Consider the following 19,479-nt stretch of genomic DNA (forward strand, 5'->3'; position numbering starts at 1 on the left):
CCTCCGCCGCCGAAGCCTTTTCCGCCGCCCCCGGGGCCGCGGCCTCCGCCGCCGCCGCCAAATCCGCTCGGCGCCGTCGTGACGCCGGACTCGTTGACATAGGTGACCTTGTCGCCGAGGGTGAAGCTCACGACCTTGGTGCCTACGCTGTAGGCGCCGCTTTCATAGAGGCCATCCTTCTGAGCGGCGTCGGAGCTGCCGCCGGTGCTGATCGTGTAGCTTTCTCCCGCCTTCAGCTCCGGCGCCGAGATGACGATGCTCTGGATCGCCTTGGCCAGGGCGAAGGTCGCGACGGACTTGCCCGCGCTGTCGGCCAGCGTCACCAGCGTGCCGGCCTGGACTTGGGCCGGGAAGGTCATCAAGACAGCGCGCTGGGAGGAGGTCTCGGATGGCGCCTGCGCCATGCCGGAGCTGCCCGCGGCGATCAGCAAGCCTCCGGATTGCTCGAACGTGCCGTCGTAGTCAAGAGCGCCGTTGCCGTCCATCGTCGGCCCGTTCACGAGCACCGTGCCTCCGGACATCGTGATCGAGCCGTTGGAGTCGAGTCCGTCGCCAGCCGCGTCGACCGTCATATACCCGCCGCTGATGGCCAGCAGGGCGTTGCCTGCCGCCTCGCCGGGGCCTCCCATGCCTCCGCCGCCCTGGCCTGCCTCCATGCTCTCGCTGGAGCCCTCGGAGGCGTTGACGCCGTCGTCGCTGGCGACGATATGGATCTCTCCGTCCGAAATGGCGATGCTGGCGCTCTCCAGCCCTTCATAGCAGCCGGTGATGTTGATCTTCCCGCCGCTGATCGCCAGCGAAGCGTCCGCATGGATGCCGTCGTCACCCGTCGCGATGCTGAAATCTCCCCCGGCAATGGCGACGGCGCCGTTGCTGTGAACGCCGTCATCGGCGGAATCGAGCTTGAACACGCCGCCCGCCACCGAGATGCCTGTCGATGCCTTCAGCCCCTTGGCGCTGGCCGACTCCGTGCCGGCTGCCTCCGTCGTTCCCGACTCCGTGGCGCTCGGCGTCCGGGCCGACGCATCGCCGGACTGACCTTGCTGCGTGCCGTTCGGATCTTCCGGCATCGTGCCGCCCTGCCCCTGCTGTCCGCCCCACTGTGGAGGGCCTTCCTGCTGATGCGGCTCGGCATTGGCGCTGCCGCCGCCGGTGGCGACTTCGAACGAGCCCCCTTCAATCACCAGCGAGCTGGCGGCCTGAATGCCGTCGTTCTCCGACACGATGGAGAACGTTCCTCCCGCAATCGCCACATAACCTTTGTCGGCATCCGTATCGTTGGTCGACTTGATGCCGTCGCCGCCGGCCTTCACCGTAATGCTGCCGTCCTTGACCGCGGCCAGATCCTTGCCGACGAGGCCGTCGTCCTTGGACTCCACGGCGATCGTGCCGCTGACAATCTTGAGATCGTCCTTGCTCGTGATGCCGTCGTTGTTCAGCGCCGTCACGCTCAGCTTGCCCGTGCCGTTGACCGTCAGGTCATCCTTGCTGTAGATCGCCGCCGTCGGCGTGTCGTCTGCGGTCGTATAGCTGTCGGCGTACTTCTCGCCGTCGGCCGCCGCATTTTCCGTGCCTTCCTGGAGGGTGAGCACCGTCTTGCCCGCCGCCTTCACATAGATGGCGGGTCCGCTTGCATTGACGATCTCCGCGCCGTTCAGCACGATATGCACGATGCCGTCGTCCTTCGAATCGACGACAACGCCGCCCTCGAGCTTGCCGCTCAGCACATACGTCCCCGCCGCCGTAATGGTCACGGTCCCTCCATCGGCCGCGGCCCCGGAGCCCTCGACGCTGGCGCTTGCTCCGCTCAGCTTGACCGCGGTCGAGCTCGCCGCGTCCCATGCCGCGGAGATGTCGTCGTCATCGTACTTGACGACATCCGCCAGCTTGAGCCCGGCCAGCTTGGCGACGGCCGCAGCCGTATTCGCCGAGGCGTTCACGGCCGTGCCGCCGCTTGCATCGGCAGCCGAATCCGTCGAATTCGCATTGCTGCAGCCCGCAGCCACAAGCGACGACAGGAGAACCAGCGCAGCCAGCTTCGTTTGATAGGGATGTTTCATCGTCATCGACCTCTTTTCGCTTAGTATTCCTGCACGACGGGACTCATCGTGAGGGTAATGTCCAGATTGCCGTTGCGGGTGCGGACGGCATCGAGAAAGTCCTTCGGGTTCGTTTCCGGCCCCATTTTCACCGAATACACGAGTTCATACAGGCTGCCGAGCTCCGTCGTGCGCACCTTCTTGAGCTCATACCCGACGTTGAACTTGCGAAACACTTCGTGGAAAGCTTCTTCATACCCGAGATTTTCGGGAATCGTCACCTTCAAGGTTTTCATGGCTTCCTTATGGGAGCCGAAGTTCACGAATTTCAGGACGAACATGAGCCCGCACAGGATGATCGTGAACAGCACCGCGTAGCCGAGAGCCCCGACGCCGCAGGCGAGGCCTGCCGCCATGGAGAACAGGACATAGGAGATGTCCTTGGCATCGCCCGGAGCGCTGCGGAAGCGGATGATCGAGAAGGCGCCCGCAAGGCTGAAAGCCCTGGCGATATTGCTGCCGATGAGCAGGATGATGATGGCGACGATGACGGGCAGCACGATCATCGTGAGCGTGAAGCTCTGCGAGTACGCGGGCTGGGTCCTCATGTAGGTCAGGCTGATGACGGCGCCGACGGCGATGGCGATCAGGACGGTGAGCAGCGCGTGAGGCAGCGTCAGCGTCGTGTCGGTTGCTGTGGAGGCAAAGATGGATTCGATCATAAAACGATTCTCTCCCTTTCGATCTGCGGTGCGTTTGCATGGCGGATGGATTGTTTATATTCGTTGCCGTATTTGGAAAAGCTGGTGCGGTACATGCCGAGCTCCGACAGCAGCTGCGCGAGCCAGACGGGAATCGTCTTCTGTGCCTTCACTTCCATCAGCCACTGTCCCCGCTCCATCAGCTGCTCCCCGTAATCGCCCTTCTCGAGCAGCAGGTCATGCCGCCGGGAACGGATGTTCGTGTCGAACGTGATCCGCAGATCGCGGCTCTCCTTGCTGAACATTGCGATCCGGTCGTAGGCCAGATACGTCATCGGCTGCAGCTCGTACCGGCTCAGGAAATAGTCGATTTCATTCATCACCTGCCGGTTCATTCCTGGCCGCCAGACCGGCTGGCAGCCTGTCCGGACGAATTCGTAGGCTTCGCTCAGCTTCATCGCCGACCTTCTTTTGTTGACGAGGCCGAACACTTTTTTCTTGAGCTCCAGGTAGACCTTGGCGTCGCTCCCCGGCACCCCGTAAGCGCGGATGCGCAGCTTCTCCCTGTACTTCGGCTTCGAGAGGCTGGTGCGGATGAGCGAGTGATGCTCGGTATCATAGTAGAGATTGCTGATGGAGTAGAACTTGTCGTCGCGGTTGTATTCATCGAGCTCCATGTATGCCATCAGGCGGTTGTAGATGCCGTAGAAGGCTTTTGTATCCATCAAATACTTGTTTTCGTACCGGTTGAACACTTCGATCGCCACTGGGCAGCGCCCCTTTCCAAGTCATGTCGGGCGATGGCCTCGCCCCTTCATGTCTGTAGCTTAGTGGGTCAACCTTTAACGAAACTTAAACAATTGACGGAGAGGAAAAATAGAATGCTTTGACGTTCAAGGACTTTCCCTTCCACAGACCCTGCCCGTCCAGCGGAATCCGGAATTTTAGGGCTTGGGTGCATGTCCGCCCGAATGCTACGATTAAGGTTGATTAAAGGTTCGCTTCCTATAATGGGCGTGCAAGGCGGCTTGGAGAGGAAGAGACGGAGGGGACTTGGCTCATGCGCATATTGATAGTCGAAGACGAAGTGCATCTGGCAGAGGCGCTTTCTCAACTATTGAAAAAAAACCATTATTCGGTGGACGTCGTGAACGACGGCCACGCGGGACTCGATTACGCGCTCAGCGGCATCTACGATCTGCTTCTGCTGGATATCATGCTTCCCGGCATGGACGGGATGACGCTGCTCAAGGCGATCCGGGCGGAAGGCATCGCGGCGCCGGTCATCATGCTGACGGCCAAGGGCGAAGTCACGGACAAAATCTCGGGCCTGGACCATGGAGCGGACGATTACATCGCCAAGCCGTTCAACACCGACGAGCTGCTGGCCCGCATGCGGGCGGCGCTGCGGCGCAAGGGCGAGGTCGTGCCGGAGGACGGGCTGCGGTTCGGCAATATCGAGCTGAACACCTCGACGCTGAGGCTTTCCTGCCAGGGCAAGGAGCTCAAGCTCATCCTCAAGGAAAGCGAGCTGCTCGAGCTGCTCATCACGCGCAGGTCGGCCGTGACGTCCAAGGAGCAGATGATCGAGAAGCTGTGGGGCTTCGACTCCGAGGCGGAGCACAACAACGTGGAAGTGTATGTTTCGTTCCTGAGGAAAAAGCTGGCGTTCCTGGACGCATCGGTCCGCATCAATACGATCCGGGGCGTCGGGTATGTACTGGAGGCGACGGAATGATCTTCAATCGGCTGCGCAACCGGTTCCTGATGATGAACATGGTGATCATCTCGATCATCATGCTCGTCGCCTTCGGGTCCATCTACACGATCACCTATCAGAATACAAGCCATGACATCGACATGGAGCTCGGGCGCGTCTCCGATTTCTTTCATCAAGGAGGTCCCGGCCAAGGCGGCCCCGGCGGCGGCATGAAGACGCCGACGGGCGGCGGTGGCGGCAGAGGAATGAATCCGCCTCCCGAGCGCTCCGTCTCGTTCGCTCTGCGGACGGATGCGGAGTGGAACCTGCTGGCCAAGGACTCGCGCTTCGACATGGACGACGAGTTCTATGAGCTGGCCAAGGAGCGCGCCGTCGCGAATCCGGTCGAGAACGGCCGCTTTACGCTCGACGGCACCGACTGGGCGTACAGCACGCAGCGTACCGCGGAAGGCTATACCGTCGTTTACCTGGACGTGACCGCCCAGCAGAAAATTCTCACCACGATGATCTACACGTTCTCTCTGGTCGCTCTCGTCATGCTCGCCGTCATCTATTTTGTGAGCCGGTACTTCGCAGGCCGCTCCATCGCTCCGGTGCGGGAGGCGTTCGACAAGCAGAAGCGCTTCATCGCCGATGCCTCGCATGAGCTGAAGACGCCTCTGGCCGTCATCAACACCAACGCCGACGTGCTGCTCGCGAACAGCGACGACACGATCGCCGCTCAAGCCAAGTGGCTGCATCACATCAAGTCGGAAACCGAGCGCATGAAGACGCTGACGAACGACCTGCTGTACCTGACCGAGATGGAGGATGCCCGCGACCGGGTGCTCCAGGTTCCGTTCAACCTGAGCGAAGCGGTGGAAAGCGTCATTTTGACGATGGAGGCGGTCATCTACGAAAAGGACCTGGAATTCTCGTATGAGATTCAGCCCGGCCTGACTGCCGTCGGCAGCAGCGAGCAGATCCGCCAGGTCGTCATGATCCTGTTGGACAACGCCGTGAAATACACCAACAAAAAAGGCTCCATCAACGTCGAGTTGATGAAGCAGCATAACCAGATTCAGTTGAAGGTGTCCAATACCGGGGATGGAATCCCCCCCGAGCATCTGGAGAAAATATTCGACCGCTTTTACCGGGTCGACGCCTCCCGCTCCCGCAGCGGCGGCGGCTACGGGCTGGGGCTGGCGATCGCGAGGTCGATCTTGGAGCAGCATGGGGGACGGATCTGGGCGAAGAGCGAGCCCGGCAGCTCGACGTCCTTTTATTTCATGGTGCCCTCCGTTTTTTAAGCTTTCGAACATCCAAATCCAAGGCCGTCTTCCCCGTGCACAATGAGGTGGAATGACGGTGCGTAGCGCTCTCTATGACTGAATCAGAAAGCCATGCCAAAAACGCAGGAAGCGTCTCGAAAGAGCGCCTCCTGCGTTTTTTCTTTTCCATCCCTGCGTCAGTTCAATTCCACCGTCTTGTTCAAATCCATATGCTCCTGCTTGCCCGTCATCTTCTTGAACAGCTGGGTCACCATCTTGGCCTTGCTGCCGGTTTCCCAGTATTCCGCCGTCTCGGCCTTCACCTTGATCAGCACCAGATCCGGATCGTCGCTCGACATGCCGAGCAGCTTCTCGTAGGTCGGATTCCAGATCTCCTTAATCTTGGCCCGGTCGTTCACCAGCTCGGCTTCGCCGCGGACCGACACATACGATTTGCCGACGTAGGCGACGTTGACGTTGCGATTATGCTGAAGCTCCTCGAACTTGTCCGTTTCCTTTGTGGTGATGAACCACAGGTCTCCGTCGAACTCGACCTCCTGGGTCTGCATCGGACGGGACACCAGACCTTCGTCCGTTACCGTCGTGAGCATCGCGATATCGATTCCTTTGATCAGATCCCGGACCTTCTCGACAGCCTCTTGGCTTGCGGTATGTTGATTCGACATGCTGGTCACCTCATTCATTTAGTTTGATTTCCGTTGCTGCTCCGACAAGCGGATTCGGCCTGCACTCTACAAGCCTTCCCAAGTGATATCTTCTTAAACGAAATGAAGGACAGCCAAACCAGCCGTCTCCCCCGCTGCATGGAAGGATTTACATCCTTTTGGATATGCAATAGACTTTACGAGAACCTCATTTACATATTCTTAACCATTCAAAAGGAGAGATTCCTACCTTGTCCAATCCTCTCAAGCGCAGCGCCAAGCTCCTTCTCGGCCTCGCGCTGTCAGCCGCTGCTCTTGCTGCACCGCTTACGGCTCCGACCGCTCACGCGGAGGAGGCGGCAGCCGATACGACGACGATCTCGCTGCTCGGCACCTCCGACATTCACGGCCGCTTCATGCCTTGGGATTACGCCCTGGACGGTCCCAACCCCGCGGGGAGCATGACCCAGCTGTACACGATGATCAAGAAGGTGCGCGCGGAGAATCCCAATACGATTCTGCTCGACGCTGGAGACATGATCCAGGACAACTCGGCCGAGCTGTTCAACGACCAGCCGCAGTCTCCGATGATGGTCGCCATGAACGAAATGAACTATGACGCCTGGGTCATGGGCAACCATGAATTCAACTTCGGCCTCGACGTGCTGGCGAAAATTTCTTCCCAATTCCACGGCCAGCCGCTGGTCGGCAACATCTACAAGGAGAACGGCGAACGCTACATGCCGGCCTACACGATCATCGAGAGAGGCGGCGTGAAGATCGGCGTTGTCGGCATGAACACGCCTATGATCACGGAATTCGAGAAAGGAACCAACCATCTGGACGGCGTCGTCGTCAAGGATCCCGTGGAAGAGACAAAAAAAGCCATCGCCGAGCTCGACGGCAAGGTGGACGCCATCGTCGGCCTCATGCACATGGGCCTGGAGAATGAGAATGGCAAGCCCGGCACAGGCGTGAAGGACGTGGCCAATGCCAATCCGCAGCTCGCCGCCATTTTCGCCGGACATATGCATACGCTCGTCGAATCCGAGACGGTGAACGGCGTCATCATCTCGGAGCCGAACAAGTACGGCTCCCATCTGTCCCGGATCGACCTTACGTTCGAGAAGCAGGGAGACAGGATGGTGCTGAAGGAAAAGCAGGCGTTCGCGCTTCCGGTGAAGGCGGCAGACGGCACGTTCGCCGTGTCCGACCCCGGCCTCGAAGGCAAGCTGCAGTCCTTCCATGAGTTCGCCCGGGCGGATGCAAACACCATCGTGGCCCAGCTGAAAGGGATGAACATGGTCCCGGCCGACGAGATCAAGGGCATTCCGGCCGTTCAGGTCCAGGAGACGCCGCTGTCGGACTTCTTCAGCGAAGTGATGCTCCATTACAGCAAGGCGGATGTCGTCGCCCATCAGATCGACAACGACAAGGCGAAGCTCGACGTCGGCCCGATCAAGAAGAAGGACATCGCCTTCAACTATCAGTTCGCCCTCGGCGAAGTCACCGTCTACGAGGTGACCGGCAAGGATCTGAAGGACTACATGGAGTGGGCGGCAGGCTACTTCAACTCCACCCGTCCGGGCGACGTCACGGTCAGCTTCGACAAGAAGCGGCGCGCCTCCAAATACAGCACGAACGATTTCTTCGGCGGCGTGACCTATGAGATCGACCTGACCGAGCCTTACGGCAGCCGAATCAAGAATCTGGCCGATCTCAAAGGCAACCCCATCCTGCCAGGCGATACGCTGAAACTAGGCATGAACGCCTACCGCATGGATGCTCTGAGAGCTCCTGGAGGAGCGCTTGCAGGCCGTACCTTCAAGCAGCTGTGGTCTTCCAAGGATGCGACCGCATTCGGCGAGGACAAGGGCACGATCCGCAACCTGTCCATTTCTTACCTGAAGGAAGTCCAGAACGGCGTGTATGAGCCGCAGCCGGCCCAGCATTGGAAAATCACCGGCGTCGATACGGCCGCTCCGGTCCGCGCCGACATCGTGGAGCTGATCAATGCCGGCATTTTGCCGGTTCCAGCGACGGATGACGGCAAGTATACGAATGTGGCCTCCATCAACGTCCGGGATGCCGTCAGCGCGGATGAAATCGCCCAGCTGTCCGCCAAAGCGGGCGTGAGCAAAGCTCTGTTCGAAGGGCTGAAAACCAAAGGCGAGTTCTATCAAAGCCTGAACAAAGCGCGGAAGGATGCCGCGAGTCCGGCTCCGACCAACCCGCCTGTCGTTCCGTCCGTCTCGCCGACGCCTTCTCCGGTGAATCCCGCGACTCCGGCTCCGACGGCTACGGCGGCTCCTAGTCCGGCGACTCCGACTCCGACGGCTGCAGCGACTCCGGCTCCGACTCCGGCGGCTACAGCAGCTCCGGCTCCGAAACCTCCACTTGCGGTAAAACCGGGCAAGCCGGCAACGGTGAAGCCCGTCCCATCACTTCAGAAGAAAGCCAAGGTGACCGCCGCTTTCCTGAACGTGCGCGCCCAGGCGTCCTCGAAGGCGAAGATTTTGGCCACGGTGCCAAAAGGTACGGTGTTCACCGTTACGGGCTGGAAGCAGGGCTGGATCGAGGTAAGCTACAAAGGAAACAAAGCTTTCGTATACGGCAAGTACGTCGCCGTCATCAAGTAAATCGGTAGGATTCAAAAAGGCTGCCCTAGGGGGCAGCCTTTTCTCATGCAAGGAGGGTCTATCCGCGACGATCACAGCCTGCAAAACGCATGGAAGGAACTTGCCTTTCAAGCAATCCATCTTCCGGGCGCTTATCTCTGCCTCAGCCGCTCTAGGCATAAGCCAATAGCCGTTACCTTATCCATCGCCGCTGCTTGACCATGAGCGGCTTCAATCGCATCTCCCGCTATATCGGTGAATATGTGGATAAACCCGTTCATAAACTCGCCGTCTCGAATATCCACATGTGGATATCTCCTTAACTCAAGCTACCTCTCTTATCCACAGCCGGACTCTGGTTGGATTCCATCGCCATCCACAGAAAAAAGCCTCTCTCCCGCCTGGGGAAAGAAGCTCTTCGGAACGTCCCGCCCTGCCGGCAGTCCGTGCGGCCTTACAATCTCATCCGGATTATACGATCAAGAATTCCGCTTTCTCTTCGCACAAGTCACATTTCACCGGCGGGTCCCAATTCGCAAAATGCGTTTCATTCAGATTCACCATATCCGGCGCATCCTCGTACTCATCCACGAACTTGTCCAAAGCCAGCTCAATATGCTCCTTGCACACGCAATACATTCGATGACCTACCCCGCTTCGTATCTTGTAAGTTTACCTTCGTCCCTACCATTGTACCACATCCCCGGCAGAGGCATTCAATCCCCTGCTTCCGGGAAATAAAAGAAAATCCGGCCTGCAGGCTGCAAGCCGGATCGATCCCACGTTCTCTATCGCTCCAATCACGCTACTCGTCGTCGTCCGCCTTGTCCTGGAGCTTGAACGTGACGCTCTCCTGCTTGGAGTCGCGATAGAACGTCACCTTGATCTTGTCGCCGATCTGCTTCTTGCCGTACAGGTACTTGCGCAGCTCCATCGTGCTGCTGATCGGCTGATCGTCCAGCTGCACGATGACGTCGTTGAACTGCAGCCCCGCATCCAGGGCGGGACCGACCGATTCCAGGACGATGACGCCCTTTTTCACCTCGGCGGGAAGCTTCGGACCGGAGCCCTCTGCCTCGCCGTCCGATCCCTGCGCGGAGCCTTTGCTGCCCGGCAGGCTCTGCTGTGCGAAGTAGGAAGCCAGATCCAGCGTGTAGACGCCGAGATACGGACGCGGAACCTTGCCGCTTGCCATCAGCTGGTCGACGATCGGAATGACGTTGTTGACCGGAATCGCGAAACCGACCCCTTCAACCCCGACATCCGCGATCTTCATGCTGTTGATGCCGATTACTTTGCCCTGCATGTCGATGAGCGGACCGCCGCTGTTGCCCTGATTGATGGAAGCATCGGTCTGGATGACCTCCTGCTCCCAATCGTAGTTGCCGTCCTGGCTCAGCGAGACGGGAATGATCTGCTTCGTCTTGCTGACGATGCCCATGGACAGGGAGTCGCCGAGGCCGAGGGGGTTGCCGATCGCCATGACCATCTCTCCGGACTGGAGCTTGGAGGAATCGCCGAGCTCCGCCACGATGTCGATGCCCTTGCCGTCGATCTCCAGCACAGCCAGATCCGTAATGTAGTCGCTGCCCACCAGCTTGGCGGGACGCGATTCGCCGTTGATACGGACGGCCTTCAACGCCGATGCGCCTTCCACGACGTGGTTGTTCGTGATGATGTACGCCTTGCCGTCCTTCTTGGCGAAGATGACGCCGCTGCCGACGCTGGCCGGCTGCAGCTCGCCTTCCGGCGCGTCCTCTGCCTGGCCTTCCGGCGTATCCGGCTGCATCGCGCTGCCCCCGTCTGCATTGTCCGCAGACCCGCTGCCGCTCTGGCTGCGGTCGGGAGCCGCCTGCTCGTTGACGATGCTGACGACGGCCGGACGCACCTTGGCGGATGCGGCGACGGTCTGCTGGATCGCGTCGCCGGGAGCGACCAGTCCGGCCGCTGGCGGCGATGCCGCTTCGCTGACGGCGGCAGCCTGAGTGCCGCCGCTGCCGATGGCAAGCGTCAGCACCAGGACGATGACGGCCCCGCTGGCGGCCGATACGGCGACGAGCCGGCCCGCTCCCCAGCTTCTGCGGCTGCGCAGCGGGAACCCGGAGATTGGCTTGCGGTTTTTTTTGCTTGTGCGCCGGGATACTGCTGTCGAATAAAACTCATCGTCGAACAATCCCACTGTAACCCGCTCCTCCCGTGATATGCGCACGCGGTAACTGCCATATAGTTAAGCATACGTGCCTGCCTGATTTTCAACTACAGGATGTTTTTTCTCTACTTGGAATGATTTCGGAAGATTCGTCTAGAATAATAATAGAGAGCCGGTCTGCCTGTTACCTATTCAACGACCTCAAGGCACCGAATGTTGCAGGTCCGCTCCAATCTTGGTCAAAGGAAGAGTGATTCCGACATGGATATCAAGCTTGTTCAACCGCCGGCTGGAGTCCCTAACGCCTGGGACCAGGTAACCCTGCACGCCAAGATGGGAGATCTGGCCGACAACCAGTACCGCACCCTCCTCGCGCTGAGCGCCATGCTGGAGCTGCTCGTCGAGAAGGGCCTGCTTACCCGGCAGGAGCTGGAGGCCAAGTCGGCTCAGCTGGAAGCCGCGGACAACGAGCCGCTCAAAGCGCTTTCCGCTTTATTTGATCCCATGGAGTAGGCTGGTCGGGATACGTTCCGCGCAGCGGATGCTCGTCCTGCCGGAAGAAATGTCCCTTGTCCTCCATGACCTGGTTGACCGTCAGCCTGGCCAGGTCCGGCATGTTGTGGTTCAAGCTGAGATGAGCCAGGTATACCCGCCTCGTCCGGTCCGTCATGAGCTCGCACAGCGCCTCTCCGGCGGCCTCGTTGGACAAATGGCCGATATCGCTGAGAATCCGGCGCTTGATGTTCCATGGGTACCGGCCCATGCGCAGCATCTCCGGATCATGGTTCGATTCCAGGACGAGCACGTCGGAATCGATGATGTTGCGGCGGACGATGTCGCTGACATAACCGAGGTCCGTCGCCAGACTGAGCTTGTAGCCGTCATCCGTGAACGTATAGCCGACCGGCTCGGCCGCGTCGTGGGAGATCGGATACGAGCGCACTCCCATGCTGCCGAACCGGATCTCCTCGCCGGTGCCCATCACGATGCGCCTCTCTTGCGGGACGTTGCCCGCATGCCGCTCCAGAGCCGCCCAGGTCGCCTCGTTGGCGTATACAGGCAGCTCATATTTGCGCGCCAGCGCGTTCAATCCCTTGATATGGTCCGAATGCTCGTGCGTGATCATCAGCGCGTCCACGTCATGCCCTGTCACGCCTTGAAGATACATGAGCTCCTCCAGCTTCTTGAGGCTGAGCCCCGCATCCACCATCACCGTCTTGTCCCCGCTCTGCACCAGCGTCGCATTGCCCGTCGAACCGCTCGCCAGCACAGTGAATCTGAATTCCATTCCGCATGTTCCTTCCTTACGCTCCAGGCGTTGCTCCTGCAGGCCTATCCGCTCTATCGCATGAAGCAGACGGCCTCATGCCGCTGCAGAGCCTCTCGGCTCGCCATTTCACTATGAAAACCTATTGTACCATACCAATGACGGCATGCCTTTCCAAGGAAAAGAAAATTCCGGCCGAAAGGAATGTGCGTCCCGGCGAAAGCCCCTTGGCCTCCCATGCTTCGCGGGATGCCGGTCCTCGTGCCGCGGCCGCCGTTGGCGCCAGCCATAACGCCTTGTCCAGAGGCGGCCGCCTCTCTATTTGCCGGTGCCCGGCGAGGAAGGCGGCTGCGGCTGAGCCGCGTCCGTCAGCACCTCTCCGCTGTACGCCTGAAGGTAGATGACGCTGCCGTCCTCCATCAGAATTCTCCAGGACGGCGTGGATACCTGCGTCTCGGAGTCGAACAGCTGGCCTTCCTTGTAGCCGAGCCGAATTTCCTTGATGACGGCATGCTCGGGAACGTAGCGCTCGATGATTTCCGTGCGGATGACCTTGGAGGCGGGCAGGACGGACTGCGGCGGGCTCTGCTGCTCCGAGGGGAGCAGCTCGATCCGCTGCTGCCGGTAGCCGGTAATCCGCTGATTGCTGTAATAGAGCTCCAGCCGGACGTTGAACATCGGCCTTCCTTCCGCCATCCGGTACAGCACGAACTTGCGGTCGTCATATACCGCCGTGTCCAGATCGTATTTGCCGATTTCGGGAATGACGCCTCCCAGAGCCTTGCTCAGCTCCTTGGGGTCGAACACGACGCGGCTGTCTACGGGGGTCTGAAGCTCCGTGATCTCGCCGCCCTGCGCCTCTCCCCCAGAGGCGTCTCCATTCTGCTCGTCCGCATCCATGTCTACATAACGATAGGTCAGGTTTTGCAGCTCCGGCGTTTCCTTCGGAATGCCGCCTGTCAGCTCGATGCCTTTGCTCTTCATCGCTGCCAGCGTGTCGGGGGACAATCCAGCCACCGTATTGTTCGGCTGCAGCCGCTCGCGCACATCCATCCAGAGCTGATAGCCGAGCAGCATGTTAAGCAGCAGAAAAGCTAGAATCAGAACGCTTTTCGCCCTTCCCCAATCCATCAGCCGCTTCCCCCTTTCCCGGCGCCGGCAGCGGGATCCGCGGCCGCGCCGCCATCAGCGGTGCTGCCGCTTGCCAGCGGACCCTGGAGCCCTTCGGAGCCGCCCGGGGATGGCGTCGGGCTGGGGGTCGGCGTCGGCGCAGCCGCCGAGAGATCGGTTCTCGTTAGATCCGATCCGTCGTAGCTCTCCGCGAGCGGCCCGATCAGCGTCTGCTCCGTGCCGTCCTTGAGACGGACGGCCCACACCGGGGTGAACCGGATGCTGCCTTCATCGGCTCGATACGCCTTCACCGCCGGGTACAAGGAACGAATCTCCGAACGGCGCTCATACCCCGAGATCGCGGCCTCCAGCGAGCTTCCGCCGGGCAGCCAGCGCACCGCCTTGCGTGTCGGCGAGCCGCTGAGGGTGATCAGCGAGCGCTCATAAGCGGTGACATTCCCTTGCTGGACCGTCAGTTGAATATAGCCGAAGCGGAACTCCGGCGACGGAACGATCGGCAGAATCCGGTTCTCCCCGAAACGGAAGTACTGGCGGAACAGCAGGAAATGCTGATCCGCTCCGGCGCTTGAGCCGTTCGCCGCGCCGCTACCGCCCGGCTGAGGCGTGCGGTCCGGCCTTCGGGGCTCGGTCATCCCCTCGAGCTGATGCAGGCCGTCCCAGCCGCCATGCTGGTTGACGAACAGCACCGAGCTTGAGATGCTGCCGGCCGGAGTCGTCCGGCTTGCGCCCGTCCCGGCTCCGCTGAGCGGCGCGGCCGGATCCGTATAGCTGATCCACTGCCCGTCCTGCTCGACCTGCAGCGTCCGCTTGCCGTCCGTATACACCTGCGAGCCCGTCCGGTCTTTGCGGCTGCGCGTCATGCCGGGGTCGAAGAACAGATTGCGCTGCAGCAGATCCGGTGAGTACGTCTGGTAATTCGTCTCCGCCTCGGCCGCTTCAACCGGCTGCTGCGGCAGGTAGACGCCGTAGATATTAGGCTTGTAGGGAGTCCAATATTCGCCGAGGCCGACATCATCCTCCACATCCCGCACGGTCAAGTCGGCTTGAGTCGCCTCATACGCTGCGCTGCCGTCGGTGCTGAAGAAGAACGTCCTCACTTCCTCGCTGCCGGCGCTGCGGAAGATCCAGATCCGGTCGATCGTGTCCGACTGGAAGGTGCCGTCGCTGCTTTCCAGCTGAAGCATGCGCGAGAGCAGCTGAACCGGAAGCCCGCTGCCGAGCCTCAGCTCGATGCCGAGGTTGCGGTCGCGGATTTCCAGCCAGTTCACGATCTCGGCGCTCGTCCGCTGGAAGCCGCCGAACTGGCGGCCCTTCAATTTGCTCATGATCAGGCTGTAGAAAGGGAGATCGCCCGGATTGAGCACCGTATGGTTGCCGTTGCCGAAATGCAGGATCATCTGCTCAGGGAACAGCACGTCCTCGGTTTTGCTTTCCGGTCCCATCTGCTCCGTATTGACGTAGTTCTGCGGCGTCCGCACGGCAGTTCCCGGCACGCTGTAGGAAAGCATGTAGCTCTGGACGAGGCTGAGCACGACAAGCACGGCAAGCATCCATGTTTTGGCTCTTTCCATTAGGCCGGCTCCCCCTTCTCCTGCAGTCTCGGCACGAAGAACGTCACCGTCGTGCCGACATCAAGCTCCGACTCCAGAGCCATCGACCCGCCGTGCGCCTTGATAATTTCCCGGGCAATGGACAGGCCGAGCCCCGTGCCGCCCATTTCCCTCGAGCGGGCTTTGTCGACCCGGTAGAAACGGTCGAATATCCGGCTCAGATCCCGCTTCGGAATGCCGATTCCGGAGTCCTTGACGCTGACGGCGAGCATATCTCCCTCATGCTCGCGCGCCGCCAGCTCGATCCGGCCGCCCTCCAGCGTGTATTTGATCGCATTCGACATCAGATTGTCCAGCACCTGGTCGATCTGGTCGCGGTCCAGCACGGCGGTGTGCACGCCCGGCTCGACGCGGACGACGGCGCGGATTCCCTTCTTGCGCATCTGGACGGAGAATCGGTCCGCGACCTCATCCAGCATGTCCGCGATTTCCGTCTCCCGGCGCCGCAGCGTCGACTGCTGGGAATCCAGCCGCGACAGATGGAGCAGATCGGAGACGAGCCGGATCATCCGCTCGGTCTCGTTGCGGATGACGCCGACAAAACGGCCGGCCAGCTCCGGCTCCGCAAGGGCGCCGTCATCAAGCGCCTCCGCATAGCTGCGGATCGTCGTCAGCGGCGTCCGCAGCTCATGGGACACATTCGCGACGAATTCCCGCCGCGACTGGTCCAGCTTCTCCTGCTCGGTAATATCCTGGAGCAGCGCGATCGTCCCCGTAATGCCGCGGCCGCGCCGGTGGATCGGACTCAGCGTCACGCGCAGCACCCAGCGCTCCTCGCCGTCCGGCGACTCCTTCACGAGCACCGCGGCCAGTCCGCGCGACCTGCGCAGCGCTTCAAGCCGCTCCTGCGGCAGCTCCAGCAGCTCCGAGAGGCTGCAGCCTTCGCATGTATCGACGCCGAGCAGCTCGATCGCCCGCTGGTTGGACACCATGACCGTGCCGTACTCGTCCGCGGCGATGACGCCGTCGCTCATGTTCGAGAGGACGGACTGCAGCTTCTCGTTCTCCTCCTCGTTGACGGAGAGAGCTTCCCGCAGCCGATGCGTCATCTCGTTGAACGCCTCGCTGAGGCGGCCGATCTCGTCGTCGGCGAGCACCGGCACCTGCTGGTCGAAGCGTCCTTCCGCCACGGCCTCCGCCTGGCGGGTCAGCCCTTTGATCGGGCTGGTGATCGTATGCGCCAGCACGACGCCAAGCACGCCCGTAAGGCCGAGCGCAATCAGCGTGCCGGAGACGAAAATCCGGTTGACGCGGTCGACCGTAGCGTTGACCTCGGTCATCTGAGCGACGATGTAGACCGCCCCGACGATCCGGTTGTCGGAGGATTTGATCGGCTGCGTGATGATCTTTTTGCGCACGTTGTCCTCGTCGAGGATGTCCTGCTCGTTGTCGGGAATGCCCTGCAGCGCCTGGCTGACCATCAGGGAAGTGTTTTTCTTCCCTATGTAGCCGCTGTAGGCATCCGACGCCGCCAGCACGCGGCCGCTGGCGTCGAGCACCTGCAGCTCCGAGCCGCTGCGGCTGAACAGGCTGTTGACGTATTCCGACAGGGACGAGGCTTCCTTGCCGCTGTCGGCGGGCGCGGCCAGGCTCTCCTCCGTCAGCTTGTCCGCCGCCAGCACGGCCAGAGCGCGCGCCTGATCGTTCAGGCTGTTCGTGAACGTCTCGGTCAGCGACGTCTTCACCGAGCTGACGAAATACACCGCGATCACCTGCATGGAGATCAGGATGAGCAGCATGTAGATCGCGATCAGCTTGACCTGGATCGTGCTGAACCAGCGGCGCCCCTTCATCAGCCGCCGAAGCCGCCGTGCTTCGGATTGCGCATGAGGTAGCCCAGTCCGCGGCGGGTCAGAATGTATTCCGGACGGCTCGGGTCATCCTCGATCTTCTCCCGGAGCCGGCGGATCGTCACATCCACGGTGCGGACGTCGCCGAAATACTCGAAGCCCCATACCGCCTGCAGCAGATGCTCGCGGGTCATGACCTTGCCGCTGTGGCGCGCGAGGTAATAGACCAGCTCATACTCCCGGTGCGTCAGATCGAGCGGCTGGCCGTCCTTGTAGACGACGTACATATCCGTATCGATGAACAGGTTGAACAGCTTCAAGCCCTGCTGCTCTTCCCCTCCTTCTTCCTTGCTTCCCGGACTCGTCCCGGAGGAAGCCTCCTGGATTTTCTGCGTGCGACGCAGATGGGCCTTCACCCGCGCGAGCAGCTCGCGCGTCCCGAACGGCTTGGTCACATAGTCGTCCGCGCCAAGCTCAAGCCCGAGCACCTTGTCGATCTCCGTATCCTTCGCGGTCAGCATGATGATCGGCGTCTGCAGGCGCGTACGCACCTCGCGGCATACATCCATGCCGTCCTTCACCGGCAGCATCAGATCCAGCAGAATCAGATCCGGCTGCTCCTCGAATGCCATGCGCACCGCTTCGCCGCCGTCAAAGGCGCAGATGACCTCGTAGCCTTCCTTCTCCAGGTTGAATTTCAATATATCCGCGATGGGACGCTCGTCGTCCACCACCAGTATTTTGCCGTGCATTCCCGTCACCGCCTGCCTCTTGGACTGTTGATTCCGTTACCTTCTAGTTTACCATAAAAGAGCACGGGCACGCCTTGCATGGCCGTCTCGTCCGCAACGAAAAACACCCGGACAACCCTTGCGGGCATCCGGATGCTGTAGCTTGTTATAAGAATTTGAGCGGATTTTGCAGCGCTCCGTTCTTGTAGATCTCGAAATGCAGATGAGTGCCGAAGGAATGGCCCGTATTGCCCATGACCCCGATGGCCTGGCCGCGGTCGACGACCTGGCCGGTGCGCACCGACAGCTTGCTCATATGTCCGTACAGCGTCTTGTAGCCGTTGCGGTGATTGATGATGATGGCATTGCCGTATCCGCTCTTCTGGCCCGCGAATTCGATGTACCCCTCGTCCGCCGCCTTGATCGTGCTGCCGCCGACGAGGTCGATGCCCTTGTGCAGCTTGCCCCAGCGGGTGCCGTACGTGCTCGTGATGCGATGGCCCGATACCGGCCAGATGAAGTCCCCGCTTCCTTCCCCGACGACGACCTTCGTGCCGCGCACGACGATTTTCGGAACGGATTTTCGGATGACGTCGATGCTGACGAGATCCTCGCTCATCTTGTAGCCGTTCTGCTTGACGACCGAATAGGTGAGCCGCTTGGAGCCCGGCTGTCCCTGCTGGATGACCTTCGACTCGCCGGCTTTCATCGTCGCTTTTTTCTGGATGATCACCTGCGGCTCGGTCGTAATGATCTCCGACTGGCTTTCCGTCGTGACCACGTTGATCGCCGGCTTTTTGACCGTCAGGTCCAGGATGTCGCCGGCCTTGATCATATCGTCTTCGATCGTCGGGTTGTTCTGATAGATGACTTCCTTGGAAATGCCGAACTTGGACGCGATGCAGCCGACGCAGTCGCCCTTGAGCACCGTATACTTCGTGTCGGTCGATGTGCCGCTCGTCAGAATGCGCTGCAGCTGGTCCTGGCCGAGGATCTCGGAAGGATCCAGCTCCGCCGCCTCATCCACCGTCACGTCCTCGGCGAATTTGACGCCGCTGATGCCGTTGGCAGGCGCGGCGGCCTTCGTCGAAGCCGACAGAGTCATGACCTTGAGGGCGCTCTTCATCCGCTGAGGAGGCGCGTATTTCCTTTGCAGCTGATCCAGCACGGTTCTGGCCGTCTCCTCGTTCTTCACGATTCCGATGACTTTGCCGTCCACCTTGACCGCCGCTCCCGTCGCCGTCGCCGTGAAGCCCTCCGCCAGCTTGTCCAAGGTCGCTTCGCTATCGGGCTTCCCCTTGTATTCCCGGACCTTCTCGTAGGAAATCGTTCCCGTATGCAGCGTCATGGTCAGGTTGGGATGCGACTCTGCGGTTTCCCGCTCCTTCTTCTTGACCATCGCGGCCACCGTGGACGGCTTGTCTACCGTCCCTACCGGCTTGCCGTCCAGAAGAACCTGGTAATATTCGTTCGTATGGGTGTTGACGTAATGGGAATAGCCCCAATAGGAGCCTCCTGCCAAAACGGCGAGCAGAAGCGCCGCCGCTCCGATCCAGCCCCATTTTTTTCGCGTTGGCCCCGGTGCGGGCCTCATATCCTTAAGCGGTTCTTGTTGGTTGTAAGCAATCACTACCGTGTCTCCTTCTTCGCATGCTCGATTGCATTTGCTTTTTTGGTCCTATGTATCTCGCCAGGTCCCGGGCAACTATGCCGCTGGGCTGAACGAGCAAGGAATCAGCAAGGGAATCGGCTTGATCAGTCAAGCAATACGGCTTCCGCCCCTAAAGGGCGCACATGCAGAGCAATCC

At 60.6% G+C, this 19,479-nt stretch carries 16 protein-coding genes; 4 read left to right on the plus strand and 12 right to left on the minus strand.

What is annotated here, in order from left to right:
- The 3 genes from PHU01S_RS20245 to PHU01S_RS20255 form a co-directional block, all read right to left on the minus strand.
- Positions 1–2,060 (minus strand): carbohydrate-binding domain-containing protein (locus PHU01S_RS20245; RefSeq protein ID WP_127509595.1); only part of this gene is annotated, 2,060 nt, incomplete at its 3' end.
- 20 nt (positions 2,061–2,080) lie between these two features.
- On the minus strand, positions 2,081–2,761 hold the full coding sequence (locus PHU01S_RS20250; protein ID WP_048745318.1) for a DUF4956 domain-containing protein: 681 nt from the start codon (positions 2,759–2,761) through the stop codon (positions 2,081–2,083).
- On the minus strand, positions 2,758–3,507 hold the full coding sequence (locus PHU01S_RS20255; protein ID WP_049868597.1) for a polyphosphate polymerase domain-containing protein: 750 nt from the start codon (positions 3,505–3,507) through the stop codon (positions 2,758–2,760). The genes PHU01S_RS20250 and PHU01S_RS20255 overlap by 4 nt, the downstream gene beginning before the upstream one ends.
- Before the next feature lie 293 nt (positions 3,508–3,800).
- Here PHU01S_RS20255 and PHU01S_RS20260 point away from each other — a divergent pair, with 293 nt between their 5' ends.
- Both PHU01S_RS20260 and PHU01S_RS20265 read left to right on the plus strand, forming a co-directional pair.
- Positions 3,801–4,478: a response regulator transcription factor gene (locus PHU01S_RS20260; RefSeq protein WP_021880299.1), complete on the plus strand. Its 678-nt coding sequence runs from the start codon at positions 3,801–3,803 to the stop codon at positions 4,476–4,478.
- Positions 4,478–5,749 (plus strand): sensor histidine kinase, encoded by a 1,272-nt coding sequence (locus PHU01S_RS20265; protein WP_049869773.1) that lies wholly within the window; start codon positions 4,478–4,480, stop codon positions 5,747–5,749. Before PHU01S_RS20260 ends, PHU01S_RS20265 begins: the two co-directional genes overlap by 1 nt.
- Before the next feature lie 158 nt (positions 5,750–5,907).
- On the opposite strand, the gene PHU01S_RS20270 is transcribed toward PHU01S_RS20265, so the two are convergent.
- Positions 5,908–6,396 carry a pyridoxamine 5'-phosphate oxidase family protein gene (locus PHU01S_RS20270; RefSeq protein WP_049869774.1) on the minus strand — a complete coding sequence of 163 codons (489 nt, stop codon included), beginning with the start codon at positions 6,394–6,396 and terminating at the stop codon, positions 5,908–5,910.
- Positions 6,397–6,617: 221 nt separating this feature from the next.
- Here PHU01S_RS20270 and PHU01S_RS20275 point away from each other — a divergent pair, with 221 nt between their 5' ends.
- Entirely contained in the window at positions 6,618–9,014 is a 2,397-nt protein-coding gene (locus tag PHU01S_RS20275; protein WP_373864549.1) for a 5'-nucleotidase C-terminal domain-containing protein, read from the plus strand.
- 450 nt (positions 9,015–9,464) lie between these two features.
- Here the strand turns inward: PHU01S_RS20275 and PHU01S_RS20280 are convergent, their stop codons facing one another.
- Both PHU01S_RS20280 and PHU01S_RS20285 read right to left on the minus strand, forming a co-directional pair.
- A complete protein-coding gene (locus PHU01S_RS20280) occupies positions 9,465–9,632 on the minus strand; it encodes a CxxH/CxxC protein (protein WP_021880303.1) in 168 nt (55 codons plus the stop codon).
- 166 nt (positions 9,633–9,798) lie between these two features.
- Positions 9,799–11,172: a S1C family serine protease gene (locus PHU01S_RS20285; RefSeq protein WP_049868600.1), complete on the minus strand. Its 1,374-nt coding sequence runs from the start codon at positions 11,170–11,172 to the stop codon at positions 9,799–9,801.
- A 231-nt stretch (positions 11,173–11,403) separates the two neighbouring features.
- Here PHU01S_RS20285 and PHU01S_RS20290 point away from each other — a divergent pair, with 231 nt between their 5' ends.
- Positions 11,404–11,655: a hypothetical protein gene (locus PHU01S_RS20290; RefSeq protein ID WP_021880305.1), complete on the plus strand. Its 252-nt coding sequence runs from the start codon at positions 11,404–11,406 to the stop codon at positions 11,653–11,655.
- On the opposite strand, the gene PHU01S_RS20295 is transcribed toward PHU01S_RS20290, so the two are convergent.
- The 6 genes from PHU01S_RS20295 to PHU01S_RS20320 form a co-directional block, all read right to left on the minus strand.
- Positions 11,618–12,430: an MBL fold metallo-hydrolase gene (locus tag PHU01S_RS20295; RefSeq protein ID WP_048745321.1), complete on the minus strand. Its 813-nt coding sequence runs from the start codon at positions 12,428–12,430 to the stop codon at positions 11,618–11,620. The two genes, PHU01S_RS20290 and PHU01S_RS20295, sit on opposite strands and share 38 nt — an antisense overlap.
- A gap of 297 nt (positions 12,431–12,727) precedes the next feature.
- Positions 12,728–13,540, minus strand: a complete 813-nt coding sequence (gene yycI, locus PHU01S_RS20300) for a two-component system regulatory protein YycI (protein ID WP_048745322.1) — start codon at positions 13,538–13,540, stop codon at positions 12,728–12,730.
- Positions 13,540–15,111 (minus strand): two-component system activity regulator YycH, encoded by a 1,572-nt coding sequence (gene yycH / locus PHU01S_RS20305; RefSeq protein WP_127509602.1) that lies wholly within the window; start codon positions 15,109–15,111, stop codon positions 13,540–13,542. The genes yycI and yycH overlap by 1 nt, the downstream gene beginning before the upstream one ends.
- Positions 15,111–16,943 carry a cell wall metabolism sensor histidine kinase WalK gene (walK, locus tag PHU01S_RS20310; RefSeq protein ID WP_127509605.1) on the minus strand — a complete coding sequence of 611 codons (1,833 nt, stop codon included), beginning with the start codon at positions 16,941–16,943 and terminating at the stop codon, positions 15,111–15,113. The genes yycH and walK overlap by 1 nt, the downstream gene beginning before the upstream one ends.
- Positions 16,943–17,692 carry a response regulator YycF gene (gene yycF, locus PHU01S_RS20315; RefSeq protein WP_048749826.1) on the minus strand — a complete coding sequence of 250 codons (750 nt, stop codon included), beginning with the start codon at positions 17,690–17,692 and terminating at the stop codon, positions 16,943–16,945. The genes walK and yycF overlap by 1 nt, the downstream gene beginning before the upstream one ends.
- Positions 17,693–17,837: 145 nt before the next feature.
- Positions 17,838–19,301 (minus strand): M23 family metallopeptidase, encoded by a 1,464-nt coding sequence (locus tag PHU01S_RS20320; protein WP_021881642.1) that lies wholly within the window; start codon positions 19,299–19,301, stop codon positions 17,838–17,840.
- Positions 19,302–19,479 lie beyond the last annotated feature (178 nt).

This window comes from Paenibacillus humicus NBRC 102415, from assembly GCF_004000905.1.
Lineage (GTDB): Bacteria > Bacillota > Bacilli > Paenibacillales > Paenibacillaceae > Paenibacillus_O > Paenibacillus_O humicus.